Annotated in this window: 27 protein-coding genes; 16 read left to right on the forward strand and 11 right to left on the reverse strand. The window is 72.1% G+C overall.

The window, feature by feature from the left end; all coding sequences use genetic code 11:
- Positions 1-45: 45 nt before the first annotated feature.
- The 4 genes from ACQP2O_RS13320 to ACQP2O_RS13335 are packed head-to-tail and all read right to left on the reverse strand — an operon-like array spanning position 46 to position 3,018.
- Positions 46-1,089 carry an ABC transporter ATP-binding protein gene (locus tag ACQP2O_RS13320; RefSeq protein WP_433183610.1) on the reverse strand — a complete coding sequence of 348 codons (1,044 nt, stop codon included), beginning with the start codon at positions 1,087-1,089 and terminating at the stop codon, positions 46-48.
- A complete protein-coding gene (locus tag ACQP2O_RS13325; protein ID WP_433183613.1) occupies positions 1,077-1,853 on the reverse strand; it encodes an ABC transporter permease in 777 nt (258 codons plus the stop codon). Before ACQP2O_RS13325 ends, ACQP2O_RS13320 begins: the two co-directional genes overlap by 13 nt.
- Positions 1,850-2,632, reverse strand: coding sequence for a molybdate ABC transporter substrate-binding protein (gene modA / locus ACQP2O_RS13330; RefSeq protein ID WP_433191009.1), 783 nt, complete (start codon positions 2,630-2,632; stop codon positions 1,850-1,852). Before modA ends, ACQP2O_RS13325 begins: the two co-directional genes overlap by 4 nt.
- On the reverse strand, positions 2,632-3,018 hold the full coding sequence (locus tag ACQP2O_RS13335; protein ID WP_433183616.1) for a TOBE domain-containing protein: 387 nt from the start codon (positions 3,016-3,018) through the stop codon (positions 2,632-2,634). The genes modA and ACQP2O_RS13335 overlap by 1 nt, the downstream gene beginning before the upstream one ends.
- A gap of 221 nt (positions 3,019-3,239) precedes the next feature.
- Between ACQP2O_RS13335 and ACQP2O_RS13340 the strand changes: the two genes are divergently transcribed.
- A complete protein-coding gene (locus ACQP2O_RS13340) occupies positions 3,240-4,337 on the forward strand; it encodes a sugar ABC transporter substrate-binding protein (protein ID WP_433183619.1) in 1,098 nt (365 codons plus the stop codon).
- Positions 4,338-4,416: 79 nt separating this feature from the next.
- On the opposite strand, the gene ACQP2O_RS13345 is transcribed toward ACQP2O_RS13340, so the two are convergent.
- From ACQP2O_RS13345 to ACQP2O_RS13355, 3 genes are all read right to left on the reverse strand, one after another.
- Complete coding sequence (locus ACQP2O_RS13345; RefSeq protein ID WP_433183622.1) at positions 4,417-5,016, reverse strand: malonic semialdehyde reductase; 600 nt, start codon at positions 5,014-5,016, stop codon at positions 4,417-4,419.
- A 132-nt stretch (positions 5,017-5,148) separates the two neighbouring features.
- Complete coding sequence (locus tag ACQP2O_RS13350; RefSeq protein ID WP_433183625.1) at positions 5,149-6,015, reverse strand: 1,4-dihydroxy-2-naphthoate polyprenyltransferase; 867 nt, start codon at positions 6,013-6,015, stop codon at positions 5,149-5,151.
- A gap of 25 nt (positions 6,016-6,040) precedes the next feature.
- Positions 6,041-7,672: an MFS transporter gene (locus tag ACQP2O_RS13355; RefSeq protein WP_433183628.1), complete on the reverse strand. Its 1,632-nt coding sequence runs from the start codon at positions 7,670-7,672 to the stop codon at positions 6,041-6,043.
- A 233-nt stretch (positions 7,673-7,905) separates the two neighbouring features.
- Here ACQP2O_RS13355 and ACQP2O_RS13360 point away from each other — a divergent pair, with 233 nt between their 5' ends.
- The 3 genes from ACQP2O_RS13360 to ACQP2O_RS13370 all read left to right on the forward strand — a co-directional run bounded on the left by ACQP2O_RS13360 (position 7,906) and on the right by ACQP2O_RS13370 (position 10,176).
- Entirely contained in the window at positions 7,906-8,394 is a 489-nt protein-coding gene (locus ACQP2O_RS13360; RefSeq protein WP_433183631.1) for a MarR family winged helix-turn-helix transcriptional regulator, read from the forward strand.
- Between the two features lie 69 nt (positions 8,395-8,463).
- Complete coding sequence (gene ung, locus ACQP2O_RS13365; protein ID WP_433183634.1) at positions 8,464-9,153, forward strand: uracil-DNA glycosylase; 690 nt, start codon at positions 8,464-8,466, stop codon at positions 9,151-9,153.
- Positions 9,154-9,456: 303 nt separating this feature from the next.
- Positions 9,457-10,176: a hypothetical protein gene (locus tag ACQP2O_RS13370; RefSeq protein WP_433183637.1), complete on the forward strand. Its 720-nt coding sequence runs from the start codon at positions 9,457-9,459 to the stop codon at positions 10,174-10,176.
- A 194-nt stretch (positions 10,177-10,370) separates the two neighbouring features.
- Here ACQP2O_RS13370 and ACQP2O_RS13375 read toward each other — a convergent pair whose 3' ends face one another.
- The 3 genes from ACQP2O_RS13375 to ACQP2O_RS13385 all read right to left on the reverse strand — a co-directional run bounded on the left by ACQP2O_RS13375 (position 10,371) and on the right by ACQP2O_RS13385 (position 13,157).
- Positions 10,371-10,934 (reverse strand): N-acetyltransferase family protein, encoded by a 564-nt coding sequence (locus tag ACQP2O_RS13375; RefSeq protein ID WP_433183640.1) that lies wholly within the window; start codon positions 10,932-10,934, stop codon positions 10,371-10,373.
- 59 nt (positions 10,935-10,993) lie between these two features.
- On the reverse strand, positions 10,994-11,641 hold the full coding sequence (locus ACQP2O_RS13380) for a CGNR zinc finger domain-containing protein (RefSeq protein WP_433183642.1): 648 nt from the start codon (positions 11,639-11,641) through the stop codon (positions 10,994-10,996).
- Between the two features lie 118 nt (positions 11,642-11,759).
- Entirely contained in the window at positions 11,760-13,157 is a 1,398-nt protein-coding gene (locus ACQP2O_RS13385) for a PLP-dependent aminotransferase family protein (protein ID WP_433183645.1), read from the reverse strand.
- Here ACQP2O_RS13385 and ACQP2O_RS13390 point away from each other — a divergent pair.
- Complete coding sequence (locus ACQP2O_RS13390) at positions 13,156-14,112, forward strand: DMT family transporter (protein ID WP_433183648.1); 957 nt, start codon at positions 13,156-13,158, stop codon at positions 14,110-14,112. The two genes, ACQP2O_RS13385 and ACQP2O_RS13390, sit on opposite strands and share 2 nt — an antisense overlap.
- Here ACQP2O_RS13390 and ACQP2O_RS13395 read toward each other — a convergent pair.
- Positions 14,096-14,923: an alpha/beta fold hydrolase gene (locus ACQP2O_RS13395; protein ID WP_433183650.1), complete on the reverse strand. Its 828-nt coding sequence runs from the start codon at positions 14,921-14,923 to the stop codon at positions 14,096-14,098. The two genes, ACQP2O_RS13390 and ACQP2O_RS13395, sit on opposite strands and share 17 nt — an antisense overlap.
- A gap of 94 nt (positions 14,924-15,017) precedes the next feature.
- Between ACQP2O_RS13395 and ACQP2O_RS13400 the strand changes: the two genes are divergently transcribed.
- The 11 genes from ACQP2O_RS13400 to ACQP2O_RS13450 all read left to right on the forward strand — a co-directional run bounded on the left by ACQP2O_RS13400 (position 15,018) and on the right by ACQP2O_RS13450 (position 26,226).
- Positions 15,018-15,479, forward strand: coding sequence for a MarR family transcriptional regulator (locus ACQP2O_RS13400; protein WP_433183653.1), 462 nt, complete (start codon positions 15,018-15,020; stop codon positions 15,477-15,479).
- A gap of 62 nt (positions 15,480-15,541) precedes the next feature.
- Positions 15,542-15,940: an alcohol dehydrogenase catalytic domain-containing protein gene (locus ACQP2O_RS13405; protein ID WP_433183656.1), complete on the forward strand. Its 399-nt coding sequence runs from the start codon at positions 15,542-15,544 to the stop codon at positions 15,938-15,940.
- A gap of 118 nt (positions 15,941-16,058) precedes the next feature.
- Complete coding sequence (locus ACQP2O_RS13410) at positions 16,059-16,460, forward strand: zinc-binding dehydrogenase (protein WP_433183659.1); 402 nt, start codon at positions 16,059-16,061, stop codon at positions 16,458-16,460.
- Between the two features lie 207 nt (positions 16,461-16,667).
- Positions 16,668-17,171, forward strand: a complete 504-nt coding sequence (locus ACQP2O_RS13415) for a hypothetical protein (protein ID WP_433183661.1) — start codon at positions 16,668-16,670, stop codon at positions 17,169-17,171.
- 171 nt (positions 17,172-17,342) lie between these two features.
- Positions 17,343-17,762: a tRNA (N6-threonylcarbamoyladenosine(37)-N6)-methyltransferase TrmO gene (gene tsaA / locus ACQP2O_RS13420; protein ID WP_433183664.1), complete on the forward strand. Its 420-nt coding sequence runs from the start codon at positions 17,343-17,345 to the stop codon at positions 17,760-17,762.
- 63 nt (positions 17,763-17,825) lie between these two features.
- Complete coding sequence (locus ACQP2O_RS13425; RefSeq protein WP_433183666.1) at positions 17,826-18,833, forward strand: hypothetical protein; 1,008 nt, start codon at positions 17,826-17,828, stop codon at positions 18,831-18,833.
- A 223-nt stretch (positions 18,834-19,056) separates the two neighbouring features.
- Positions 19,057-19,248: a hypothetical protein gene (locus ACQP2O_RS13430; RefSeq protein ID WP_433183669.1), complete on the forward strand. Its 192-nt coding sequence runs from the start codon at positions 19,057-19,059 to the stop codon at positions 19,246-19,248.
- Between the two features lie 407 nt (positions 19,249-19,655).
- Positions 19,656-20,594: a 4-hydroxy-tetrahydrodipicolinate synthase gene (gene dapA / locus ACQP2O_RS13435; protein ID WP_433183672.1), complete on the forward strand. Its 939-nt coding sequence runs from the start codon at positions 19,656-19,658 to the stop codon at positions 20,592-20,594.
- A gap of 118 nt (positions 20,595-20,712) precedes the next feature.
- A complete protein-coding gene (locus ACQP2O_RS13440) occupies positions 20,713-22,392 on the forward strand; it encodes a ribonuclease J (RefSeq protein ID WP_433183675.1) in 1,680 nt (559 codons plus the stop codon).
- Positions 22,393-22,655: 263 nt separating this feature from the next.
- Positions 22,656-25,211 carry a DNA translocase FtsK 4TM domain-containing protein gene (locus ACQP2O_RS13445; RefSeq protein WP_433183678.1) on the forward strand — a complete coding sequence of 852 codons (2,556 nt, stop codon included), beginning with the start codon at positions 22,656-22,658 and terminating at the stop codon, positions 25,209-25,211.
- A gap of 277 nt (positions 25,212-25,488) precedes the next feature.
- Positions 25,489-26,226 (forward strand): helix-turn-helix domain-containing protein, encoded by a 738-nt coding sequence (locus ACQP2O_RS13450; protein WP_433183681.1) that lies wholly within the window; start codon positions 25,489-25,491, stop codon positions 26,224-26,226.
- Positions 26,227-26,335: the final 109 nt, after the last annotated feature.

Consider the following 26,335-nt stretch of genomic DNA (forward strand, 5'->3'; position numbering starts at 1 on the left):
TACCGGGCACAACGCGCCGTCGAGGCAGATATGCGGGTGTCGCCGTCAGGCCGGATATGCATGTGTCTCGGCGGCCTTGACCGCCGCCCACACCGGGTCGCCCTCGGCCAGGCGGAGCTCGGCCAGCGCGGCGGGCGTCACGTCGGCGGACGCGCGCACCGGACCCTCCAGGTAGATCCGTATCTGGTCGGCGTGGGGTTCGAAACCGCCGACCGTCGCCTGCCAGAGGTTGCGCGGGCTGCCGTCGGGGCGCGTACGGAACAGCGCGACGGCCGACGGCGGGAACGCCAGGAAGACCTCGCCGTCCAGGGCCTCGGCCGCGTCGAAGCGCACGCCCTCGGTGCCGACGGCGACGGTGTGGCCGCTGGCCGTCCCCCGGTAGAGGTTCAGGCCGACCAGGCGGGCCACGTAGTCCGTCCGCGGGTGGCGGGCGACGTGCGCCGGGTCTCCCTCCTGCACGACGCTGCCGTTCTCGATCACGACGAGCCGGTCGGCGAGGGCCATCGCGTCGAGGGGGTCGTGCGTGACCAGGATGGCGGTCCCGTCGAAGTCGGCGAGGTGGCGGCGCAGGCGGGCGCGGACGCCGAGCCGGGTGTGCGCGTCCAGGGCGGACAGCGGCTCGTCGAGCAGCAGCAGCCGGGGCCGTACGGCCAGCGCGCGGGCCAGTGCGACCCGCTGCGCCTGCCCGCCTGACAGGGTGCGCGGTTTGCGGGCGGCCTGGTCGGCGAGGCCGACCCGGTCCAGCCACTCCGCGGCCAGCCGCCGCGCCTCGCGCCGGCGCATCCCCTGGCAGCGCGGCCCGAACGCGACGTTCTCCAGCGCGGACAGGTGCGGGAACAGGAGGTAGTCCTGGAACACGACGCCGACCGGGCGGCGCTCGGCGGGCCGGTCGTGCCACGGCTTCCCGTCGACGTCGATGTGCCCCTCCGACAGGGGCGTCAGCCCGGCGAGCGCGCGCAGCGCCGTGGTCTTGCCCGCGCCGTTCGGCCCCAGCAGCGCGACGACCTCGCCCGGCGCGGCGGTCAGCGCCAGGTCGAGGGTGAAGGCTCCCTGCCGTACGACGAGACGGGCGTCGATCACGAGATCCATCGTCCCCGGAGCCCGGCCAGCACGATCACCGAGACGGCCAGCAGCACGAGGCTGAGCACGATCGCGGACTGCGGGTCGTTCTCCAGCGCCAGGTAGACCGCGAGCGGCATCGTCTGCGTACGGCCGGGGAAGTTCCCGGCGAAGGTGATCGTGGCGCCGAACTCCCCGAGCGCCCGCGCCCAGCACAACACGGCCCCCGCGCCCACCCCCGGCGCGATCAACGGCAGGGTGACGCGCCGGAACGTCGTCCACCGGGTCGCGCCGAGCGTCGCCGCGGCGTCCTCATAGCGCAGGTCGGCGGCGCGGACCGCGCCCTCCACGCTGATCACCAGGAACGGCAGGGCCACGAACGCCTCGGCCACCACGACGCCCGCGGTCGTGAAGGGCAGCGTCACGCCGAACCAGCGGTCCAGCCAGCGCCCCGCCAGACCGTTGCGTCCCAGGGCGAGCAGCAGGGCGACGCCGCCGACCACCGGCGGGAGCACGAGCGGGACGGTGACGAGCGCGCGCACCAGCCGCCGGCCGGGGAAGTCCACCCGGGCCAGCACCCAGGCCAGGGGCACCCCGACGAACAGGCAGAGCACGGTCGCGAGCGTCGCGCTGACCAGCGACAGCCGGAGGGCGTCGAGGATCTCGGGCCGCGCCAGGCGGGTGCCGAGCGTCGACCACGGCGCGCGCACCAGCAGACCCGCGAGGGGAAGGACCAGGAAGGCGAGGCCGAGGAGCGCCGGCAGTACCAGCACCCACGGCGCCCGGCGGTTCATGGCCTTTCGAATCCCGCCTGGAGCAGGGCCGCCTGTCCCTGCTGCGAGAGCACCGTCTGGACGAACTCCTGGGCCAGAGCGGGCTGCGGCGCCTTACTGATCGCGGCGATCGGATAGTCGTTGATCGCCTTGGCGGCCTCGGGGAAGTCGATGCCCTTGACCTGCCCGGCCGCCGCCTTGACGTCCGTGCGGTAGACCAGGGCGGCGTCGGCCTCGTTCAGCCGGACCTTGGTGAGGGCGGCCTTGACGTCCTGCTCCTGGGAGACCGGCTTGACGGTGAGGCCGGCGGCCTTCAGCGCCTTGAGGGCCGCCGCCCCGCAGGGCACCTGCGGGGCGCACAGCACGACCTTGATCTTGGAGTTCGTCAGGTCCTTCAAGGCCGTCACCTTGGCCGGATTCGCGGGGGGAACGGCGATCTCCAGGCGGTTGCGAGCGAAGACGCGCGGCCCCGACGCCCGGCCCGCGTCGGTGACCTGCTTCATCGTGGCGGGGCTGGCCGCGGCGAACACGTCGGCCGGTGCGCCCTGGTCGATCTGCTGGGCCAGCGCCGAGCTGCCGCCGAAGTTGAACTTCACCTTCGTCCCGGGATGGCTCGCCTCGAAGGTCTTGCCCAGCGCGGTGAACGTCTCGGTGAGGGAGGCCGCGGCGAAGACGACGACCGTCCGTCCGCCGACCTGCTTGTCGGGTCCGTTCTTGACGCCCTTGTCGCCGCAGCCCGCCAGGAGGGCGCCCGCGAGCGCGACGATCGAGGCGGTTCGGAGGGTGGTGCGATGACCGATCACTGGGGCAGCTCCACGACGACGTTGGTGGACTTGACGACCCCCACGGCGACCACGCCGGGTTCCAGGCCGAGCTCGTCGGCCGCCTCCCGGCTCATCAGGGAGACGACGCGGAACGGCCCGGCCTGGATCTCGACCTGGGCCATCACCCCGTCGCGTACGACCTCGGTGACGATGCCGCGCAGCCGGTTGCGGGCCGAGGAGGGCGGCGCGCCGTTCCGGTCGGCGGGGGAGCGAACGAAGGCCGCCAGATCGGCTCCCGAGACGATCCGGTGGCCCTGCTCGTCGCGCCGTGCCGGCAGTTTTCCGGAGTCGATCCATCGGCGCACCGTGTCGGCGCTGACGCCGAGCAGGGACGCGACCTCGCTGATTCGGAACGCCGTCACGTAGATCAGTGTAGACACCGCAGATATGACAAATCACCCCCTGTGTCGCTTGCAGATACGCGGGATCTGGGCTCGATCCACTCGCAGAAGCAAGCCGGCGGGTGCCCGCCGGCCGGCCGTGGCGATGGGATGCGTACGCTTGTGACCTGCGGGGATGTCTTTTCGAATCGGGGCGCGTCGGGGCCGCGATCGACCGGGCGACGCCCGTATTCGGGGGCGTGATGAGAGCACGACTCGTTCGGGGCGCCGTCGGCGGCGTGACGCTCGGCGCGCTGTACGGGGTGGCCGCCTGCGGAAGCGTCGAGCAGGCCCAGGATCTCGGCGCCGTCGCCTCCGCCGAGCGCGGTTTCGGGGTCGGCCTGCTGCTGCCCGGAGGGGGCGGGCGCACCGACCGCGATCGCCGCTACATCCAGCAGGAGCTCGCCGCGCAGTGCCCGAAGTGCCGGCTCTTCTTCGCCAGCGCGAACAACGAGCTGGACCTGCAGCTCCAGCAGGTCGACATGATGATCATTAAGGGTGCGAAGGTCATCATCCTCGAAGCCGTCGACGACAAGGCGATCGCGTCGGCGGTGACCCGGGCGCACCGGAGGGGGGTCAAGATCGTTGCCTACGATCGCCTTCCCGCCGGTCCGGTGGACGCCTACACCTCATTCGACAACGTGCAGGTCGGCCGGGAGCAGGGCAAGGCGCTGCTCGCCGCCATCAAGAAGGGTGGCCATGCGAGGCGCGGCGACACGGTGATGATCAACGGTTCGCCGACGGACCCGAACACCGCCGAGTTCAAGAAGGGGGCACTGTCCGTGCTCCGGGGCAAGGTCAAGATCGCCAGGTCGTACGACACTCCGGATTGGCGGCCCGATCTCGCGGCGGCCGAGGCGTCCGCCGCCTTCATGATGCTGGGTCCGGCCCGCATCGTGGGCGTGTACTGCGCCAACGACGGTATGGCCGATGGCGTCAGTGTGGCGATGCGCAAGACCGGGGTCCGGCCGGGCACACCGCTCACCGGCCAGGACGCCGCTCTCGACGCCATCCAGCGGATCCTCCTGGGCACCCAGACGATGACGGTGTACAAGCCGATCGGGCAGGAGGCGCAGAACGCCGTCCGGTCGGCGGTCGCCCTCGGCTCCGGGAAGAGGCCGCCGTCCAACCGCACCGTCTCCAACGCGACCGGCCATTCCGTGCCCGCCTCGATCATCAGCCCGGTCGCCGTCGACCGGTCCAACATCCGGGAGACGGTGGTGAAGGACGGGTTCTGGACCGTGCCGGCCATCTGCACCCCGATGGTCGCGGCGGCCTGCCGGGCGGCGGGCCTCACCTGAGAGGCCGTGGGCCGCGCCGGCCAGGCGGCCGCGTGAGACGGGCGGCGGCCGGGCCGGCGGCCCCCGGGTCGCCCCGAGGTCAGACGGTGGTGACCACCTGGTCGTACTCCAGGCGCGGGTTGCGCGGGAACCAGGCGTCCGGGCCGGGCCTGCCGATGTTCACGACGGCGAGCACCTGGTGGCCGCCGCCCGGGAAGAACTCCTTGGCGACCGCCTCGGCGTCGAAGCCGGCCATCGGCCCGGCCGCCAGCCCGGCGGCGCGCACGCCGATGATGAAGTAGCCGACCTGGATCGCGCCGTTGAACGCGGCCATCTTGGACCGGACCTCCGGCACGCCGTGCAGGCCGTCCCTGGCGTCCGGCTTGTGGGGGAACACCGTTGGCAGGTGCTCGTGGAAGTCGCTGTCGGCGGCGAGGATCGCCACGAGCGGCGCCGCCGCGGTCTTGGCCTTGTTGCCCTCGGCCATGTGCGTGACGAGGCGCTCGCGCGCCTCGGGGGTGCGCACGAGCACGACGCGCAGGGGCTGAGTGTTCATCGCGGTCGGCGCCCACTTGACGAGGTCGTAGATGGCGCGCGCCTGCTCCTCCGACACCGGCTCGTCGGTGAAGGCGTTCGCCGTACGGGCTTCGCGGAACAGCAGGTCCTGGGCGGTGGGGTCAATGCTCAGCACGTCGCTCACGGTCACTCCTCCTTCGACACGTCCGGTGGATCGTTCCACCGACGCCAGGTGAGAACACTGATTGAAGCTTCAACTATTCCCTGGACGGTGTGACATGAGTCACGGACACGGAGTGCCCGGCCGCGACCCCTTCTAGAGGGCCAGCCCGATCGTGAAGAGCGCGCCGAAGATGATCTGCAGGCGGCCGGTCTCCCCGAGCACGGGGATCAGCGCGGGACCCTTCGCACCGCCCAGCACCCGGCGGTTCGGTGCGATGGCCCACAGCGCCGACGGCAGCGCCAGGAGCGCCCACGGCCGGGAGAACGCGACGATGACGACGGACACGAATGCCGCGACGCCGCACCCCGCGTACAGCAGGCGCGTACGCCGGTCGCCGAGCAGCACCGCGAGGGTGCGCTTGCCGGACGCGGTGTCCGTGGGGATGTCGCGCAGGTTGTTCACGACGAGCATCGAGCACGAGAGCAGCCCGACCGGAATCGAGGCCACCCACGCCGCCCACGGCAGGCCCTCCAGCTGCACGTACACCGTGCCGACCACGGAGACGAGGCCGAAGAACACGAAGACCGACAGCTCGCCCAGCGCCCGGTAGCCGTACGGCCGCGAGCCTCCGGTGTAGAACCACGCCGCCGCGATCGCCACCGCGCCGATCAGCACCAGCCAGAAGGTCGTGACCGCGGCGAGCACGAGCCCGGCCACCGCGGCGAGCGCGAAGCAGCCGAGCGCCGCGGCGAGCACCTGCTTCGGCGGCGCGACCTTCTGGCCGACCAGCCGCATCGGCCCGACCCGGACCTCGTCGGTGCCGCGGATGCCGTCGCTGTAGTCGTTGGCGTAGTTCACCCCGATCTGCAGCAGCAGGGAGACGAACAGCGCCAGCAGCGCCCGCCACCACACGAAGTGGTCGTAACCGATCGCCACACCGGTGCCGACGGCGACGGGAACGATGGAGTTGGGGAGGGTTCGGGGTCGCGACCCGGCGACCCACTGGGAGAGGGTCGCCACTATCGACCTTTCTCGGAGCCGATGATCATGCGGGTGATTCTTCCCGATCCGGATCGGTGCCGCGACGCAGCCTCAGGGTCAGCAGCAGACCGACGGCCAGCAGACCCGCCGTGGCGAGGGCCGCGCGGTCGGTCGCGACGGCCAGACTCTCGTCGGCGGCCCGGGACAGCCGGGGATCCTCACGGCGCAGGTCACGGGCGAAGGTGCCCGCGCTGTCGCGCAGCCGTTCGGCGTACGCCGCGCCCCGCCCGGCGGGCAGCCCCGCGTCGCGCAGCCGCGCCGTCATCGCGTGGCTCAGCCCGACCGCGAACACCGCGCCGATCAGCGCGATCCCGAGCGCCGACCCGACCTGGCGCGCCGTCGACTGGGTCCCGGAGGCGAGGCCCGCGCTGGCGGACGGGACGTCGCGCAGCACGATCCGCGTGAGCTGCCCGGTCGTCAGGCCCAGGCCGATGCCGTACACCAGCATCCACGGCGCCAGCTGGAACCCTGTGGTGTCCGCCCGTGTGGTCAGGCCGATCAGCGCCGCCGCGGCCACCTCCAGGGCCATGCCGGCCTGCAGCATCCGGGCCGCGCCGAGGCGGCGCGACAGGCGTGCCGACAGCCCGCCGGCGACGAACGTCCCCACGGCCAGCGGCAGGATCGCCACGCTCACCTGCAACGGGGAGTTGCCGTGCACGTCCTGGAGGAACAGCGGCAGCACGAACATCAGCCCCAGCTCGCCGACGCTGATCAGCGAGGCCGCCGCGTTGCCGCGCCGGAAGTCGGGGATGCGGAACAGCGAGAGATCCAGGACCACCGGCCGCCCCGCCGCCGCCCGCGCCCGCTCGACGGCGACCAGCGCGACCAGCGCGAGAACCCCGCCCGCCAGGGCCACCGGGATCGGCGAGATCCCGGTGCCGGGCCAGTGGACCGGACCGGCGGAGAACGGGCGGGTGGCCGACCACCAGCCGTACCGCTGCCCCTCGATCAGCGCGAAGACGACGCCCGCGAGGCCGGCCGTGCTCAGCACCGTGCCCGGCCAGTCGCCGACGCGGCGGACCGCCGGATCGCGCGTCTCGGGCACGAGCAGCAGCGTGCCGGCGACGATCGCCGCGCCGAGCGGCACGTTCACGCCGAACGCCCACCGCCAGCCGTACGACGTCGCGAGCCAGCCGCCGAGCAGCGGACCCAGCGCGGCCATGCCCCCGATGAGCGAACCCCAGATCCCGAACGCGACCGCCCGGTCCCGCCCCGTGAACACGGCCGTCACCGTGGAGAGCGCCGCCGGGAGGATCATCGACGCGCCGACGCCCTGCACGAGCCGGGACGCGACCAGTTCGGCGCCGCTGCCGGAGCGGGCGGCGAGGAGGCTCGCCGCGACGAACACCACGGTGCCGAGAACGAGCATCCTGCGCCGGCCATACGCGTCGCCCGCCCTCCCGAACGGGATCAGCAGCGCCGCGAACACCAGCGAGTAGATCGAGGTGATCCACTCGGCGCCGGTCGTGGTCAGCCCCAGATCGCCGACGACCCTGGGGAGCATGACGTTGACGATCGTCGCGTCGACGATGATCAGCGAGACCCCGAGGCTGATGACCACCATGCCCAGCCACCGACGGCGCCCGGGCGAGCCGGTCGCGGACGCGGGCAGGAGAGGAGCCGAGCGCAAGGTCATCGAGGGTTCCAGAGCGGTTCGTTCGATCGTGAATCGTTCGGCGTCAAAGCTACCCCCGCTCTTCCCGGCCCTCGCCGGGCCCCCTCCACAGACCCCACGGCTCCCGAGCCCGTCGGCCCCGCCCCTCCGGACGCCGCTGCCGTACGGCTCCGGATCCCGCGGCACCGGACTCCGCGCCCTGCGGCTCCGGATCCCGCTGGCCCTCTGAGCCCCGAGCACGGAGAATGTCTGCCGTGCGCACCTCTGAGGCCGACCTCGAACGCATGTCGCTGTCCCGCCTGCTGGCCGTCGCCGGCCACGTCGTGGCCATGCGCTGGCAACGCCTCATGGGAAGCTACGGCCTCACCCCCCATGGCCTGGCCGTGCTCGCCTCCCTCGAACGCGGATCGGCGCTCACCCAGCGGGAGCTCGCCAAACGCTGTGGAGTCGCCCCCTCGACACTCAACCACACGGTCGACCACCTCGAGCGCTCGGGCTGGATCGAACGGCGGCGCGACGTCTCCGACCGCCGCCTCGTCCGCCTCGCGCTGACCGAGACGGGCCGCCGGCAGCTCGAGCAGGCCGAGGACGCGGCGGCCAGCCACATGGAGCCGATGCTCGACCACCTGCCGCCGGCCGACGAGCGGATCGTACGCGGCTTCCTCCTCGCCACCGTCCTGCGCTTCCAGACGATGGACGACGAGGACACGCCAGGCCACCCGGCGCGGGCCGACCGCTTCTGACCGAGCCGATGGAGGCGCCACCCGGGAGATCACCGGAATCCGTCCCTGGGTGGTGTTAGGTTGCGGCGCATGTCCTTCGACCTGCTGGAGCTCCTTCCCGACGCCTGGCGCGAGCGCGTCGAGCCGCTTCTCGACCCCGACGCGACCCGCCGGCTCAGCGACTTCGTGGCCGCCGAGTACGACGCGGGCACCGTCTACCCGCCGTTGCCCGACCTGTTCAGCGCCTTCCGCCTGTGCGCGCCGGACGACGCCCGGGTGCTCATCCTCGGCCAGGACCCCTACCACGGGGCCGGCCAGGCGCACGGGCTGAGCTTCAGCGTGCGGCCGGGCGTGCGGATCCCGCCGTCGCTGCGCAACGTCTTCAAGGAGCTCCACGAGGACCTCGGCGTCCCGGTCCCGTCCACCGGCGACCTGACTCCGTGGGCCGGGCGGGGCGTGCTGCTGCTCAACGCGGTGCTGACCGTCCGCGCCGGCAAGGCGGGCTCCCACGGGGGGAAGGGCTGGGAGGAGTTCACCGACGCCGTGATCCGGGCGCTGGACGCCAAGAGCGAGCGCGTGGTGTTCGTGCTGTGGGGCGCCTACGCCCGCAAGAAGCGCGACCTCATCACCGGCGCGCAGCACGTCGTGTTCGAGGCCGGGCACCCCAGCCCGATGAACCCTCGGGGTTTCCTCGGCAGCCGCCCCTTCAGCGCGGTCAACAAGGCCCTGGCCGACGCCGGCCTGCCCGAGATCGACTGGACGCTCGAAACACCGGCGTAGGGCGCGTCCGGCGGATCTCGGTCCGGCTGCGCCGGCGCCCTGGCAGCGGTCCGGCCGTATCGTCCGGGTTCCGCCGGCGCGGCCCCATGGACGATGCGGCCTCCTGCGAGTGTCCACCTGCCCCGGGCGGGTCCGGAGGCGGGCCGGCGCGGCTCGGGGGTCCTCCGATCCCGAGTGGCCACCACAGTCGGCCTGGCCGTCGGCGGCGGACCGTGCGGCGTGCCGGGGCCGAGGCAACCGCGGCCCGGCGCCGGACGTCCAACTCAGTGCCCCGCTGAGCGGCAGCGGGGGAGGAGGCGGGCCATGGTGCTCAAGGCCTCGGCCGTCGTCGTCGCCGGCCTGGTGATGACCGCGGCCGCCGGTTGTGACGGCGGTGGGAAGAACGGCACGCCGACGACCGGTTCCTTACCGCAGCACCGGCCGGGATCTCCGGCGGCGTCCACGCCGAGCGTGCGTTATACGGCCGAGCAGCTCGAACGTGCCTTGATCAAGCCGCCTGCGGACGCGACGAACGTCAAGACCGAAAGCGGTGTCGCCGACACGGTGCTCTCCCGGCTCGGGGAATCCGGCCCCTCGGCGGCCGCCGGCACCCCCGCGCCGGGTTGCATGGCCCGCGGCCCGGCAGGCCGCTGGGCCGTCGGGCGGACACCGGTCGCGTTCCTGTCATTCGGCCGGGGTGAGACGTTCTCCACCGTTCTGCTCTCCGCGTCCTCTGACGCGCAGACGAGACGGTTCCTCACCCAGGCGCTCCCGAAGACCTGCCGGTCGGTCAGGACGAATGTCGGCGGCACCTCGACCACCGCGACGATCGTCGCGGACGATCCGTACGCCATCGGGGAGGGCGGGCGGGTCCGCGAGACGGACGAGACCACCGGCGGCGTGCGGCTGCGCGTATGGGAGGTCGACTTCGTCGGTGCCGGATACCTCGCGTCCTGCCAGGTGGGCGGCCTGAACGCCACCCGTGCGGAGGCCGAGCGGCTGGCGCGGCAGACGTACGGCAAAGCGGGCGCGACGCTCCGATAGACCGCAGAGCGCTGGTGCCATTCTCACCGCCCGTCGCCGCGGCGCGCGGCCGGACCGTCCACCGGCTCGCGCCCAGGACGCGTCAGACGAGGGCGGTGCGCGGGCGGACCATCGTGACCGGCTCGCGCTTAGGACGCGTCAGGTGATGCCGGTGCGCGGGCGCACCACCGCGACCGGCTCGCGCTTAGGACGCGTCAGGCGATGGCGGTGTGCAGGCGGACCATCGCGACCGGCTCGCCCATGTCGACCTTGCTGTGGGTGCCGTCGGGCGCCCAGCCCGCCGACGTCAGGAAGCCCCGCAGCGTGTCGTCCGCGGCGAAGACCCAGGTGACGGCGGTGGTACAGCCGTCCTCGCGCAGATGGTCCACCGTCGCGGCGAGCAGCCGGCTGCCGTGCCCGGCCCGCCCGTGCGCCGGGTCGACGAGCAGGGTCAGCAGTTCGCCGGTCGTCTGCGGATCCTGGTCTGGATCGTTCGCCGGGGCGTGCGCCGCGAACCCGGTGATGACACCCTCGTCCACGGCGACCAGCAGCCGGTGCCGGGGGCTCGGCGGCGCGGCGACCGCCTCCGCCCAGCGCTCACGCCACAGCGCGACCGCCTCCGGGCCCGTCATCTCGGCCAGCGCGGCATCGGGGATCACGCCGCGATACCCCTCGCGCCAGGCCCGTACCTGGATCTCCGCGACGGCGGCCACGTCTCCCGGATACGCCGCTCGTACCCCCACCACGCCCATCGGTGTCTCGACCCTCGCTCCTGTCACGTCCCGTACGCCGACGACCGTACCGCGCGCCCGTCGGCCACCGTCGGGTCCGGGGGCCGTCAGGCGTCGGAGGCGGTGGCGCGGCGGCGGGCGCGGTAGGCGCGGGTCTTGGTCCGGTTCCCGCACATCCGCATCGAACACCAGCTGCGCGAGCGGTTCTTCGACGTGTCGAGGAACGCCCACCGGCACGTCGTCTCCCGGCACACCTTGAGCCGGGGCCAGTCGCCCTCGGCGGCGCTGCGCATGACCGCCGCGGCGAGGACCGAGAGCCCGCCGCGGATGCCGTCGCGCAGCGGGACCAGCGCGGGGCCGTCGAGCGACACGCGCAGGGGCAGGGCGGCCAGGAGCCGGTCGAGGCCGGGAGGTCGGTCGGGGTCGGTTGGTCGGGCGAGGCCGGGAGGTCGGTCGGGGTGGGTTGGTCGGGCGAGGCCGGGAGGTCGGTCGGGGTCGGTTGGTAGGGCTAGGCCCGCCGGCGGCGCGGCAGCGGCCGGGTCGTGGTGGCCGAGCATCGCGGCGCGGAGACCTTCGCGAAGGGCGATCGCCAGCGCCAGATCGGACTCGCTCGCGCGGGTGCCGGGCGGCGTCAGCCCGCGCTCGATCAGCCAGCCGCTGAGGTCGCACGGCGCGCCGAAGTCGTCGATGTCGCAGTCGACGTCGTACGTGTTGACGAAGTCCCGCAGCAACAGCGCACTGTCCGAGCCGCTCATGGGGCCTCCTTCGTCGGAGGAGTGACCAGACGCGCCATGCTTATGATTCGCTCGCTCCGCTCGCTCATGCACCTCCGATGTCGACACCAGCGTACTGTGATGACCGGTTTCGGCGTCGTCAGGACGCCTCGGCGAGCGCTTGGGCGAAGCGGGCCGCGCCCTCGGTGAGCTCCGTCTCCCCGGCGGCCGTCCCGTAGCTGAGTCGCATGCGCGGTTTCGGCGGTTCGGCGGGGAAGTAGCGTCGCCCGGGGCTGACCAGGACGCCCGCGCGGAGCGCCGCCTCGGCGAGGGCGACGTCGTCGACGCCCGAGGGAAGGCCGATCCACAGGTGCAGGCCCCCGCGCGGACGTACGGCGGGGGGCAGGCCGGCCGCGGCGAGCGCGGAGATGAGGGTGTCACGTCGTCGCAGCAGCGCCTCGCCGACCGTGCGCAGGTGGCGCGGCCAGGACGGGGAGGTGACCAGTTCCAGGGCGGTCTCCTGGAGCGGGCGGGCGACGAAGAACGACTCGACGATCTGCGCGGACCGGATGCGTTCGGCGACCGGCCCCCGGGCGATCACGGCGGCGACCCGCAGGCTCGGCGCGGTGGCCTTGGTCAGGGACGCGATGTGCACCACCCGGCCGTCCCGGTCGCCGGCGACGAGCGGCGGCGGAGGCGGGTCGATCGCCAGGTGGCGGCTGTAGTCGTCCTCGACCACGAACGCTCCCGCCGCGCGGGCGACGTCGAGCACCTGCGCGCGGCGCGGAGGAGACAGCACCGTACCGGTCGGGTTGTGGAAGGTCGGCTGGCACAGCAGCGCGCGGGCCCCGGTGGCCGCGAACGCGTCGGCCAGCAGGTCGGTCCGCAGGCCGTCCTCGTCGACGGGCACCGGGACGGGGCGCAGCCCGGCGGCGCGGGCGGAGGCCAGGGCGCCGAGGTAGGTGGGCGACTCGACGAGGAGCGGCGCCCCGGGCGGCAGCAGCGCGCGCAGGATCAGGCTGATCGCGGCCTGGCCCCCGCTGGTGATCGTGACGTCCGCGGCGGTGACGTCGCCGCCCGCCGTCCGCGCGAACCACTCCCGCAGTTCGCGCACGCCCGACAGCGGCGGGCGCTCCCACGCGTTGGGGCGGCGGGCCGCCCTCGCGGCGGCGGTGGCCAGCGCGCGTACGGGTTGCAGCCCCGGCGCGAGGTAGCCGCCGCTCAGCGCGACCACGCCCTCGGGCGCATGGGAGAGCAGACCCACCACGCCGTCGGCGTCGACGGTGCGGTCGCCGAGCGCCACGGCCTGCCAGTCGAGGTCCACCGGCTCGGCCGGAGCGGGGCGGGCCCGCTCGGCGACGTACGTACCGCTGCCGGGCCGGGCGACCACGAGGCCCTCCGCGGCGAGCGTCCGGATCGCGCGGGCGACGGTGACGGGGCTGACCTGGTGGCGGGTCATCAGCGAGCGGCTCGACGGCAGCCGGTCGCCGGGGCGCAGCCTCGCCACCTCGGCCCGCAGCTCGGCGGCCAGAGTGGCGATACTGCTATCGTTGTTCATGAGGAATAAGGATAACGCTACTGCCCGCAACCCGGTAGCGCTGCCGGCGGGCTTCGGTGCCGCCGCGCTCGGCGTCGTCGCCTTCTCCTTCACGTTCCCGGCGACCTCCTTCGCGCTGCGCGGGTTCGACCCGTACCTGATCGGTGTCGGCCGGGCGGGGGTCGCGGCGGTCCTCGCCGTCGTCGCGCTGTGGCTGATGCGCGCGCCACGTCCGCGCGGGCGCCAGTGGGCCTCCCTCGGCGTGGTCGCCGGCGGCATCGTCTTCGGCTTCCCGATCTTGTCCACGCTCGCCCTCGTCCACGGCTCGTCCTCCTCGCACGCGGCCGTGGTGGTCGGGCTGCTGCCGGTCGCGACGGCGGTCTTCGCCGTCGTACGGGCCGGTGAACGCCCATCGCCGCTGTTCTGGGCGGCGAGCGTGGCGGGCGCGGCGTTGATCGTGGCGTTCACCCTGCGGAACGGCGTGGGGAGCTTCTCACTCGCCGACGCGCTGCTGTTCGGGGCGCTGCTGACGTGCGGCCTGGGCTACGCCGAGGGCGGGCGGCTGGCCCGCGAGATGACCGGCCCGCAGGTCGTGTCGTGGGCCCTCGTCCTCGCCGCGCCGATCACGGTCCCCGCCGCCGTGGTCCTGTCGGCCGCCACGCCGGTGCACTGGAGCGGCGCGGCCGTGGCGGGCCTGGCGTACGTGTCGGGCGTGTCGATGTTCCTCGGCTTCTTCGCCTGGTACGCCGGGCTCGCGAAGGTGGGGGTCGCGCGGGCGAGCCAGGTGCAGCTCGCCCAGCCGCTGCTCACGCTGACCTGGGCGTGGCTGCTGCTCGGCGAGCACGCGGGCGTGAGCACGGTCGTCGCGGCGGCCGGCGTGCTCGTCTGCGTCCTCGTCGCCCAGCGGGCCCGGATCGCGCGCGCCGCCGCACCTACCCGCCCGGAGGCCCGCCCCGAGGTCACGCTCGGGCGGTGAGGACCTCGTGCAGGCGGGCGGCGAACGCGCGCGGGTGGGTGGACAGGCTGTGGCCGCCGGGGAACTCGACGACGTCCGTGCCGAGGAGGCCGGCCAGTGCCTGGGCGCACTGGTGGTTCCAGATGTTCCGTGAGGCGCGGCCGGCGGCCGGGACGACGCGGACGGGGCTCTCCTTGATCGCGGTGATGTCGGCGGCGTCGAGCGGCGCCTCGATCATCTCGGTGATGTCGCGGGAGAAGAAGAACTCCAGGTTGGCGATGCGCCGGGCGTCGGGCGGCGCGGGGAGGGCGACGTCGGGCTCACGGTCGGTGAAGTCGGCGGCCACGAGTTCGCCGAGGCGCTTCAATGCGGGAAGGACACCGTCGCGACGGAAGATCGCGTCGAGCTCGGCGAGTTCGCCGGTGATGCCGGCCCGCCCCGCGTCGTCGAGGAGCCGGACGGTGGCCGGATCGTGGGCCACCAGGGTGCCGACCTGGCCGGAGTGGCGGCTCGCCAGCGTGAGGCCGACCAGCGCGCCGAAGCTGGAGCCGAGGAGCAGAGCCGGATCGGCGGTGAGCTCGGCGAGCAGGCGGTGGGCGTCGTCGGCGTGCGCCTCCACCGTCACCGGCGCGGCGGGGTCGTCCAGGCGGCTCCGGGACAGGCCCCGGCGGTCGTAGGTGACCACCGTGTAGTGGTCGGCGAGCCGGCCGACCAGGTCGGCGTTGCGCCCGGCGTCGCCATCGCCGCCCTGGAGGACGAGCAGCAGCGGGCCGCTGCCGCGGATCTCGTAGTAGAGCGTTGCTCCGGGCACGGCAAGGGTGGCCGTCTTCATGAGGACTCCTCACGTCGGGGTGGTGATCACGACCATAAAGCATCGAAATAGATGCATCAAGTTAGATGCATCGATTGCGATGTATGGTGCCGCCATGAACGGAGTGGAGCTGTTCCTGCTGGGCCGGACCCTCATGAAGATCGGTGAGGAGGCCATGCCGACGGAGGGCCTGCCGGAGTACTCGACCAGCGTTCGGACCGTCCTGATCGTGGCGAGCGACATCGTGGCGCACCCGGACAGCGCGATCGGCGAGATCGCCGCCCGTACGAGCCTGCCGCAGAGTCAGGTGTCGGGTGCGGTCGCCCGGCTTCGTGAGGCGGGCTCCATCGTCGCGGCGCCCGACCCGCGGGACCGGCGCCGGATGCTCGTACGGCAGGCGCCGGAGGTCTCCGACCGGGTCGCGGTCGTCCGTTCGACGCCCATCGACGGCGCGCTGGCCACCGCGCTCGGCACGGACGACGCGGGGGACGTGGCCGAGATCACCGCCCTGCTCGAGACGCTGGCCCGGCGGCTCACGCCGGAGACACTCGCCCGGTTGCGCACCGAGTCTTCTTGACCTGAACCAAGGTTCATGTTTCACCCTCTTCGATGACGAAGCCGTACGAAGAGGAGTGAGTCATGCAGGTGATCGAGGTGCGGCGGTTCGGCGGCCCCGAGGAGCTCGTCCCGGTCGACCGGCCGGATCCCAAGCCCGGGCCCGGGCAGGTCGTGGTGGCGGTGTCCGCGGCGGACACCCTGTTCGTCGAGACGCAGATCCGGTCCGGCTGGGGCGGTGAGTACTTCAACGTGCGGACGCCGTACGTGCCGGGCGGCGGCGTGGCCGGCGAGGTCGTCGCGGTCAGCGAGGGCGTGGACGACACGTGGATCGGGCGGCGCGTCCTCGCCCGGACCCCCGACGGAGGCCCGTCAGGCGGATTAGCTATCCGTAGTGATTCCGTGGCAGACTGTTATGTGCACGCCCGATGCCCAGGCGACGTCGGGCACCCTCCTCGGTGGGTCGCGAGACCTCATCGATAGCGTCCGGAGGGACGTGCCACGAGGGCTGTCGGCTTCCGCCGCTCGGCACCAGGGCACGAAGGCGATTGGCTCACATCCCTGAGTGACACCGCGGATCACTAAGCCGATCAGAGACGCTATGCCTCCCACGTCTCCGGACGCCGGGATGGACCGGGTGCGCGCGGCGGCCGGGGGTACGGGCCGCCGCGCGGTCGTGTTCGACGGCGCGGGCGGCGAGCCTGGCCGGGCGGCGATCGCGGCAGACGGGGCCCGGATCTTGGTGCACGGCACGCCCAGCGGCGAGTTCGCTCCGGTCGATCCGGAGGAGGCGGCCCGGCGAGGGCTCACCGTACGGGGGATCCAGGACGTGCAGTTCGGGCCCGAGGAGTTCCACCGGCTCGCCGAGCGGGCTCTGGACGAGGCGGCGGCGGGCCGGATCAGGCCGGTCATCGGACGGACCTTCCCGCTCGCCCGCGCCGCCGACGCGCATCGCGCGATCGAGGCGCGCGAGATCCTCGGGAAGGCCCTCCTGCTTCCCTGATCAACCGGCGCGCGATGACTCTCGGTAGGTCCTCCGTACCAATCCGGATTGGTACGGAGGACTCTGGCGGGACCCGTTCCGTGATCGCGATAGTTCATCGGGTCACTGTTCGCGGCCCCGCCATCGGCCGATCGCCGGCGGGGCGTATCGAGGGCGGTCCCTCACCTTCTGCGCGCGGACGGCCCTCTGTCGGAAGGAAAATTCTCGATGCGAATCTCCCGTGGGCTTGCCGTCTCGGCGCTCACCCTGGCGGCCGGTGCGACCGTGCTCGCCGCCGCCCCGGCCGGCGCGGCCACGACGAGCGGAGCGGGCGCGGTCAAGCCGCCGGCGAAGCTCAAGCCGTGCTCCGGAACCTGGGCGAAGAAGGGCGGCGTGGCGAAGGTCGTCTTCCACAAGCGCGCCGGCAAGGGACAGAAGCTGTCCTGGGACCTGTACATCACCAAGGCCGGCAAGGACTGGTTCGGCCCGGGCGTCATCACGTCGATCGAGAAGGCCGCCGTCAACGGCAAGGCGATCAAGTCGCCGTACAAGACGACCAAGGCGTCGGTCAACACGGACTTCAAGGGCGGCATGACCAAGTACACGCTGGTCAAGACCGGGAAGACCGGCGTCATCAAGAAGGGTGACGTTGTGGTCCTGCCGTGGCACTTCCTCGGCTCCCGGATGGGTCACATGACCTCGTACACGGTCACCTGCAAGGTGCCCGCGTAGCACGACAGGTCCGATCCCGGAGGTCCCGGCCCTGCCGGTCCTCCGGGATCACCTCGTCCCGAACCGGCGTCCCGGTCGGGCAGGCGCTGCCGGCCGTCTCGTGGTCGAAAGCGGAGACCGCCGTCCTCTCGGCCGTCATGATGGCGTCGCCACGCGACGATGAGGAGAGACGTGACTGAGAATTCGTACGAGGTGCGCCCCATCGGCCGGGTCGAGTCGTCGTTGACCGACCGCGCGACCGCCCCTCGGCAAGGGGACGAAGGCGCGCCGGACGCCTGGCTGGTGTTCCAGGAGGACGTCCACGAGGGACTGCGCGACCTTCGGGCGGGGGAGGAGGTCATCCTGCTGACGTGGTTCGACCGGGCGGCCCGTGACGTGCTGGTCGTGCACCCGCGCGGCGACCTGGCCCGGCCGCCTCAGGGCGTCTTCACCACACGGTCACCCGACCGGCCCAATCCGATCGGCCTGCACCGGGTGACGATCCTCGCGATCGAGGGGCCGCGCTTCCTGGTCAAGGGCCTCGAGGCGCTGGACGGCACGCCCATCGTCGACGTCAAGCCGGTCCTCGCCCAGGACGCCGCCGAACGTTGATCACGGATCCCGGCGAACCACCGGACGGTCCGCTGCGTCCGAACTCCTGATCAAGGGAGGGGCATGACACGGCGACTCGTCCGTACGGCGGCCTGGGCCTGCGCGGTCCTGCTCGGTACGTCCGCGATCTTCTTCGCGCGCACGTGGTTCGCCTGGCAGCGGGACCCGCCGGTGTACGGCGGCACCGCCAACGCACTGTGGGCCCGGCACCAGTGGGTGGGGGAGGCGCACACCGAGGCCGAGTACCGCGGGCTGGCGGACACGCTGACCCGGAACCGGATCACCGACGTGTTCTTCCACGTCGGGCCGCTCACCGGCGACGGGGAGATCCCGCCGTCGCGGTACGCCCACGCGCGTGAACTGCTCGCCGCGCTGCGCCGGCTGGCGCCCGGCGTGCGTGCCCAGGCGTACGTCGGGCAGGTGGAGCGTTCCGGCGGCGGCCCGCTGGACCTGCGCGTGGCGGCGACGCGGGCCAGGATCCTGGAGGCCGACCGTGCCCTCCTGGACCTGGGGTTCGCCGGCATCCACTACGACATCGAGCCGATCTTCCCCGACGACCGGAACTTCCTCGACCTCCTGACGCGCACGCGCGAGCTCACCCGGGCCCGGGGCCGCCTGCTGTCGGCCTCGCTCGAGCAGCTGACGCTCGCCGACTGGACGCAGCCGCTGTTCCGGCTGATGCTGCCGCGCGGGAAGGACCACTACCCGCCCCGGCCGACGACGGCGTATCTGCGGGCCGTCGCGGACCGCGTCGACCAGGTGGCGATCATGACGTACGACTCCGAGGCGCCGACCCGGGCGCTCGCCGGATGGCACTTCGCCCATCACACCGAGCGGGTGCTGTCGCTCATCGGCGATCGCGTCACCGTCTTCATGGGTGTGCCGACCTATCGGTCGCCGACCCCGTGGGCCGAGGACCTGCCGACCGCGCTGCGGGGCGTACGGCAGGGCGTCGCCGGGCTGCGTCACCGGCCGCGGCGGCCGTACGGGGTCGCGGTGTACGCCGACTGGACGACCGACCCCCGGGGGTGGGCGGCGTACCGCGCCGGGTGGCTCGGCGAGCCGCGCTGAGGTCTCCTCCCGGCACGCGCGTGGACAAGTAAAACTGACGATTGCGTTACATACCACTAAAGGTGGTTAAATGGCTCGTCTTCGCAGGTCGGAGCACTTCCCCGTGGTTCCCCTGACCGCTCTCGGCCATGTGATCGAACCGTCCTTTCACGGGGAAGGATTTTCGTCGACCGTGGCGCGGATCGCCTCGGCTGGCGGTGTGGGAGGTTCGGGAGAAATGCACATGGAGGACACTGTCCAGGGAGCGGCCCGGCAGCTCCAGCAGCTCACGGCCGATTATTCGGGCTGGAGATTCGGGCTGGGGGGCTCCGGGCACTGGTGGGCGGTACGGCGCAATGAGTGCCTTCGCGCCCGGAGCAAGGAAGAACTCGAAGTGAAACTCCGACAGCACCTCGACGCCCGGCCGGACGTCTGAGGGTCGGACGCGTGGATGCGCGCGCCTCGGTGGCCGGTGCGCCGGTCGGGTGGGTGACCGACGCGGAGAGCCCCAGACCCCTGCCACCGAGGCGCGCATCCTCCGCCGGGAGAGGCTCCGCCAGCCCCGCCAGACCCCGGCGGAACCCCGTCCCACTCACTCCAACGTACGAGAGGCGCTCAAGGTTCTCCGGTAACGCCGGTTTTCTGAAATCCGATGCTGAATGTACGTCGTCGGAACGCGTACCCCCGAGCGCGTTCCGGCGGCGCCTCTCGTTTCACGGCCGTTCGCGCAGGTGGCGGGCTCCGGACCGCGGCGCGTTCCGTACCACGGGACGACACCGGTCGCGGGCGACACGGGGGTCCCCGCGGCTCCCAGCGGCTGCCGATGCCCGGTAAGTTCGGAACATGGCACCCAGCACGAACGCCCTGCCGCAGGGACGTGACGAGTCCGCGCCCTTCGGCCGGATGTTGACCGCGATGGTCACCCCCATGGCCTCCGACGGCACCGTCGACTTCGACGGGGCGGCACGGCTGGCCGCATATCTTGTCGACGAGCAGCGCAATGACGGCCTCGTCGTCAGCGGGACGACCGGAGAGTCGCCGACGACGAGCGACGAAGAGGACGAGCGCCTGCTGCGCACCGTCCTGGAGGCGGTCGGCGACCGCGCGACGGTCGTCGCCGGGGTCGGCACGAACAACACCGTGCACACCCTCAAGCTCGCGCGCCAGGCCGAGCGGGCCGGCGCCCACGGGCTCCTGGTCGTCACCCCGTACTACAACAAGCCGCCGCAGGAAGGCCTCGTGCGCCACTTCACCACGGTGGCCGACGCGACCGGCCTCCCGGTGATGCTCTACGACATCCCTGGCCGCACCGGCACGCCCATCGCGGTCGAGACGCAGCTCCGGCTGGCCGAGCACCCGCGGATCATCGCGGTCAAGGAGGCCAAGGGCGACCTGTTCGGGGCCTCGAAGGTGATGGCCGAGACCGATCTGGTCTTCTACTCCGGCGACGACGCGCTGAACCTCCCGTGGCTGTCCGTCGGCGCCGCGGGCTTCGTCAGCGTGGTCGGGCACGTCGTCGGCGCCGACCTGCACGAGATGATCGACGCGTTCCTCGGCGGGGACACGCGGCGGGCCACCGAGATCCATCGCAGGCTCGTGCCCGTGATCACCGCCATCATGACCCGCACGCAGGGCGTCATCGCCACCAAGGCGGCGCTGTCCCTGCTCGGGCTTCCCGGTGGATCGGTCCGCCCGCCCTTGGTGGACGCGACGCCGGAGTTCACCGCCGCGCTCCGCGAGGACCTCGTGGCCGGCGGCGTCAAGATCGTGGAGGGTCCGTGAGCGGACCACTGGTTTCCAAGGCATCGCCGGAAAGGCGAGCCGCTGAATAGGTAGGAGGGCGCGTGACCAACGCGCATGACCATGCCCCCGCACGGTCCGGCGAGGGGGAGCGGTACTCATGAGCCATCCGCATCCCGGCCTGAGTTCGCCGCAGCCGCTCGCCCGAGGGGGCCTGCGCATCGTGCCGCTGGGCGGTCTCGGCGAGATCGGCCGCAACATGACGGTTTTCGAGTACGACGGCCGGCTGCTCATCGTCGACTGCGGTGTGCTGTTCCCGGAGACGGAGCAGCCCGGGGTCGACCTGATCCTGCCGGACTTCGACTACATCCGGGACCGCCTCGACGACATCGAGGGGATCGTCCTCACGCACGGGCACGAGGACCACATCGGCGCGGTGCCGTACCTCCTTCGGGAGCGTGCGGACATCCCCGTCATCGGCTCGCGGCTGACCCTCGCCCTGCTCGAGGCCAAGCTCGCCGAGCACCGCATCCGCCCGGTGGCGCTCCGGGTGGCGGAGGGCGACAAGCAGGATCTTGGACCGTTCGATTGCGAGTTCCTCGCGGTCAACCACTCCATCCCGGACGCCCTGGCGGTCGCCGTCCGAACGCCGGCCGGCCTCGTGCTGGTCACCGGCGACTTCAAGATGGACCAGCTGCCGCTCGACGGCCGGCTCACCGACCTGGGCGGGTTCGCCCGGCTCGGTGAGGAGGGCATCGACCTGCTCCTGTCGGACTCCACCAACGCCGAGGTCCCCGGCTTCGTCACCAGCGAGCGCGAGATCGGCACCGTGCTGGGCGACGTGCTGCGCGTCGCGGCCAAGCGCGTCATCGTGGCGTGCTTCGCCTCGCACGTCCACCGCGTCCAGCAGGTCCTGGACGCCGCGCACTCGAGCGGCCGCAAGGTCTGCCTCGTCGGCCGGTCGATGGTCCGCAACATGGGCGTCGCCCGCGACCTGGGCTACCTGCAGGTGCCCGCCGGGATCATGGTGGACCAGAAGGAGATCGACGATCTCCCGGCCGAGAAGGTCGTGCTGGTCTGCACCGGCTCGCAGGGCGAGCCGATGTCGGCGCTGTCGCGGATGGCCAACCGGGACCACCAGATCCGGATCGAGGAGGGCGACACGGTGATCCTCGCGTCGTCCCTCATCCCCGGCAACGAGAACGCCGTCAACCGCGTCATCAACGGCCTCACCCGCTGGGGCGCGCGGGTCGTGCACAAGGGCAACGCGCTCGTGCACGTCTCCGGGCACGCCCCGGCCGGCGAGCTGCTGTACGTGCTGAACATGACGCGGCCGAGCAATTTCATGCCGGTCCACGGCGAGTGGCGTCACCTGCGCGCCCACGCCCGGCTGGCCGAGCTCACCGGCGTCCCCGCCGAGAACGTCATCATCGCCGAGGACGGCGTGGTGGTGGACCTCGTCGACGGCAAGGCGGCGGTCGCCGGGGCGGTCCGCGCCGGGTACGTCTACGTCGACGGCCTGTCGGTCGGCGAGATCACCGAGACGTCGCTGAAGGACCGCCGGATCCTCGGCGACGAGGGGTTCGTCTCCATCATCGTGGTCGTCGACTCCGAGAGCGGCAAGCCCCTGGGCGGTCCGGAGATCCACGCTCGCGGGGCCGGGATCGACAGCTTCGACGAGGTCATCCCGCGCATCGAGGACGCCCTGGACACCGCCGCCGCGGACGGCGTCAACGACATCCACCAGCTCCGGCAGCTCGTACGCCGGACCGTGGGCCGCTGGGTCAACGAGAAGTTCGGCCGCCGCCCGATGATCATCCCGGTGATCGTCGAGGTCTAGGTCTCCGCTGAACCGGTCCGGCTCGCCCGCAGGAGCCGGACCGGTTCGCCGCATCCGAGGGGACCGGGCCGGTTCGCTTCATCTGCGGGGACCGGACGGGTTCGGACCGTCCGCAGGACCGGACCGGTTCGGATCGTCCGCGAGACCGGGTCGGTTCGGATCGTCCGCAGGGATCGGACCGGTTCGGTCTGATCAGGGCCGTTCAACGACACGCCGTCCGGAATTCACAGGTCGGCGGGTGGGCCGCCGCTAGTCTCGCCATCATGGCCACACGTACGCCCGGAGGCGCCAAGGGCTCCTCCTCTGGTACGCGTGGCGGTGCAGCGCGAAGGCCCGCCGCCCGTAAACCGGCGGCCGGCAAGAAGCCGGCCGCGAAGACGACGGCACGCGGCTCGACGGCGCGCAAACGCTCGTCGGGCGCGTCGAAGCAGGTGCGCCCCCGCCGGCCGCAGCGGCCCGATCCCATCAGCGCCCTGTTCATGGGCTTCTGGCAGTTCGTCGCCCAGGTGTGGCTGTGGCTCGCCCAGGCCGTCGGCGGAGTGGCGCGCATGTTCGGGCGCGGCGCCCGTGAGCTCGACGAGGAGCATCGCCGCGACGGGCAGGGGCTGGCCTTCCTCGGCCTGGCCATCGTCCTGGCCGCGGCCACCTGGTTCGACCCGGACACCTGGGCGCTCAAGTACCTCGGGCGGCTCATCAGGGACTGCTTCGGAACACTGGCCATGGTGCTGCCGCTGATCTGCCTGCTCCCGGCCTGGCGGCTGCTGCGCCACCCGGAGCGCAACGGCGACGTCGGCCGGATCCTCATCGGCTGTACGGCGCTGGTCGGGGGCATCGTCGGCATCGTCCACATCGCGCACGGCACGCCGTACCCCAGTAAGGGCGAGCGCGCGCTGCAGGACAGCGGCGGCCTGATCGGCTGGCTGCTGTCGGCGCCGCTGACGAGCACCGTCACCGCCTTCGTCGCCGTGCCGCTGCTGTTGCTGCTGGTCGGCTTCGGTCTCCTGGTGGTCACCGCCACGCCCGTGCACCGGGTGCCGGACCGGCTCGCCGAGCTGCGCGACCGGATGATGCTCCGCGAGCCGCCGGAGGCGACGGAGCCCGCGGCAAAGAACAAGAAACGGTCTCGCAAGACCGACGTCGAGCTCGGCGAGCACCAGAAGCCGTACGACACGCCGGTCGTCTCGGACCGGGGCAGCACGCGCGCCGACGAGATCTTCGAGGAGGACGAGGGCCCCAGCCTCGCCGACGAACTGCTGGCGCCCCCGGAGCCGCCGGCCCTCCCCCCGCCGCCCGACCCGACGCCCGCGCCGCGGATCACCGAGCAGCTGGCGCTGTCGACCACCAACACGGGCGACGGGTCCTACAGGTTGCCGACGCCCGGCATCCTGAAGGCCGGCTCGACCGTCAAGCCGCGCACCAAGGCCAACGACGTCGTCGTGAACGCCCTGTCGGAGGTGCTCGACCAGTTCGGCATCGACGCGCAGGTCACCGGCTTCACCCGGGGACCGACGATCACCCGGTACGAGATCGAGCTCGGCCCCGCCGTCAAGGTTGAGCGGATCACGGCACTGGCCAAGAACATCGCGCTCGCCGTCAAGAGCGCCGATGTGCGGATCATCTCCCCGATCCCCGGCAAGTCCGCGATCGGCGTCGAGATCCCCAACACCGACAAGGACATCGTCAGCCTCGGCGACATCCTGCGCTCCTCGGTCGCCGCGAACGACCACCACCCGATGGTGGTCGGCCTGGGCAAGGACGTCGAGGGCCGCACGGTCATCGCCAATCTGGCGAAGATGCCGCACATGCTGATCGCGGGTGCCACCGGCGCCGGTAAGTCGACGTGCATCAACGGCCTGATCACCTCGATCCTCATGCGGTCGGCCCCCGACGAGGTGCGCATGGTGCTGGTCGACCCGAAGCGGGTCGAGCTCACCGCGTACCAGGGGATCCCGCACCTGATCACGCCGATCATCACCAACCCCAAGAAGGCCGCCGAGGCGCTGCAGTGGGTGGTGGGCGAGATGGACCGCCGGTACGACGACCTGGCCGCCTCCGGCTACCGCCACATCGACGATTTCAACAAGGCCGTCGTCGCCGGGAAGCTCACCGCGCCGCCGGGCAGCGAGCGGGTCTACACGCCGTACCCCTACCTCCTCGTGATCGTCGACGAGCTGGCCGACCTGATGATGGTCGCGCCCCGCGACGTGGAGGACTCGGTCGTCCGCATCACCCAGCTCGCCCGCGCCGCCGGAATCCACCTGGTGCTCGCCACCCAGCGGCCGAGCGTCGACGTCGTCACCGGTCTGATCAAGGCGAACGTCCCGTCCCGGCTGGCGTTCGCCACGTCCAGCCTCGCCGACAGCCGCGTCATCCTCGACCAGCCCGGAGCGGAGAAGCTGGTCGGCCAGGGTGACGCCCTCTTCCTGCCGATGGGCGCGAGCAAGCCCATGCGGCTGCAGAACGCCTACGTCTCCGAGAAGGAGATCCATGAGGTCGTCGAGCACTGCAAGAAGCAGGCCGAGCCCGACTACCGCGAGGACGTCTCGGTCGCGGAGACGCGCAAGAAGGAGATCGACGAGGACATCGGCGACGACCTCGATCTCCTCATCCAGGCGACCGAGCTCATCGTCTCCACACAGTTCGGCTCGACCTCGATGCTGCAGCGGAAGCTGCGCGTCGGGTTCGCCAAGGCGGGCCGCCTCATGGACCTGCTGGAAAGCCGCGACATAGTGGGACCCAGCGAGGGGTCGAAGGCACGTGACGTCCTGGTCAAACCCGATGACCTGCCAGGTGTGTTGGCGACCCTTCGCGGTGAGTAGCGATCGAGATCTTGGGGTAGCTGACTTATACCGCGTTGCTCGTCGCGTCTCATGTCTGGCCTTCATAGAATGATCGCGGAGCGGGAGGCGACCGGCGGCGTGGCACCTGAACACCGCCACGAGGTTCCCAGGAGGCGCCGTGACCGAGCGAAGCGAGGGAACCATTCAGCCGAGCACCTTTGCTCACGGCGCCGACGAGGGAAGTGCCGTGACCGAGCCGGTTGAGGGAGCCGTTCAGCACAGCACCCTTGGTCACGGTGCCGATGAAGGAGGTGCCGTGACGATCGGTGGCACCCTCGCGAAGGCCCGCGAGGAGGCAGGTCTCACCGTCCCGCAGGTCGCCGGCCGTACCCGCATCCGCGAGACGGTCATCCACGCCATCGAACGCGACGACTTCAGCATGTGCGGCGGCAACTTCTACTCCCGCGGGCACATCCGCAGCATCGCGCACGCCATCGGGATCGATCCCGAGCCGCTGGTCCAGGAGTACGACGACGCGCACGGCGGGTCGCCGCAGGCGGTTTCGGCCAGGGAGGTGTTCGAGGCCAAGACCCCGGTCAAGATCCTCGAGCGGCGCTCGCCGAACTGGAGCGCAGCCATGGCGGCCGCCCTGGCCATCGTCGTGATCTACGGGATCTTCCGGGTCGCGACCGGTGAGGAGCGGCACAAGTCCGCCGAGCGGGCCGCCGCGCCGGCCGCCCCGACCCAGGCCGCGGTCCGGCCGACGCACAGCGGGGCCGTGGCCCAGGCACCGCGCAAGGAGGTCACCGTCCGCCTCAAGGCCAAGCGGGCGAGCTGGCTCAGCGTCCAGGACTCCAAGGGCAAGCAGCTGTTCAGCGGCGTCATCCGCCCCGGCCAGTCCGAGGAGTGGACGGCCAAGAAGCGCATCAGCCTGGTCATCGGCAACGGCGGTGGCGTGCACCTGACCGTCAACGGCAAGAATGTCGGCTCGCCCGGACAGGACGGCCAGGTCGTCCGGCTCAACTTCGGCCCAGGAGATCCCCAGAAGGGCTGACCGGCCGGTCGTCACCTCGGCCGGCCTCCCGTCCGGCCACATGCGCTTCCTCAGCGGCACCGGCACGGATCAGCGAGATCGGCTCACATCCCCGGGCGACACCGGGGAT

Origin of the sequence: Actinoallomurus sp. CA-150999 (assembly GCF_050942425.1) — a bacterium.
Classification (GTDB): Bacteria; Actinomycetota; Actinomycetes; order Streptosporangiales; family Streptosporangiaceae; genus Actinoallomurus.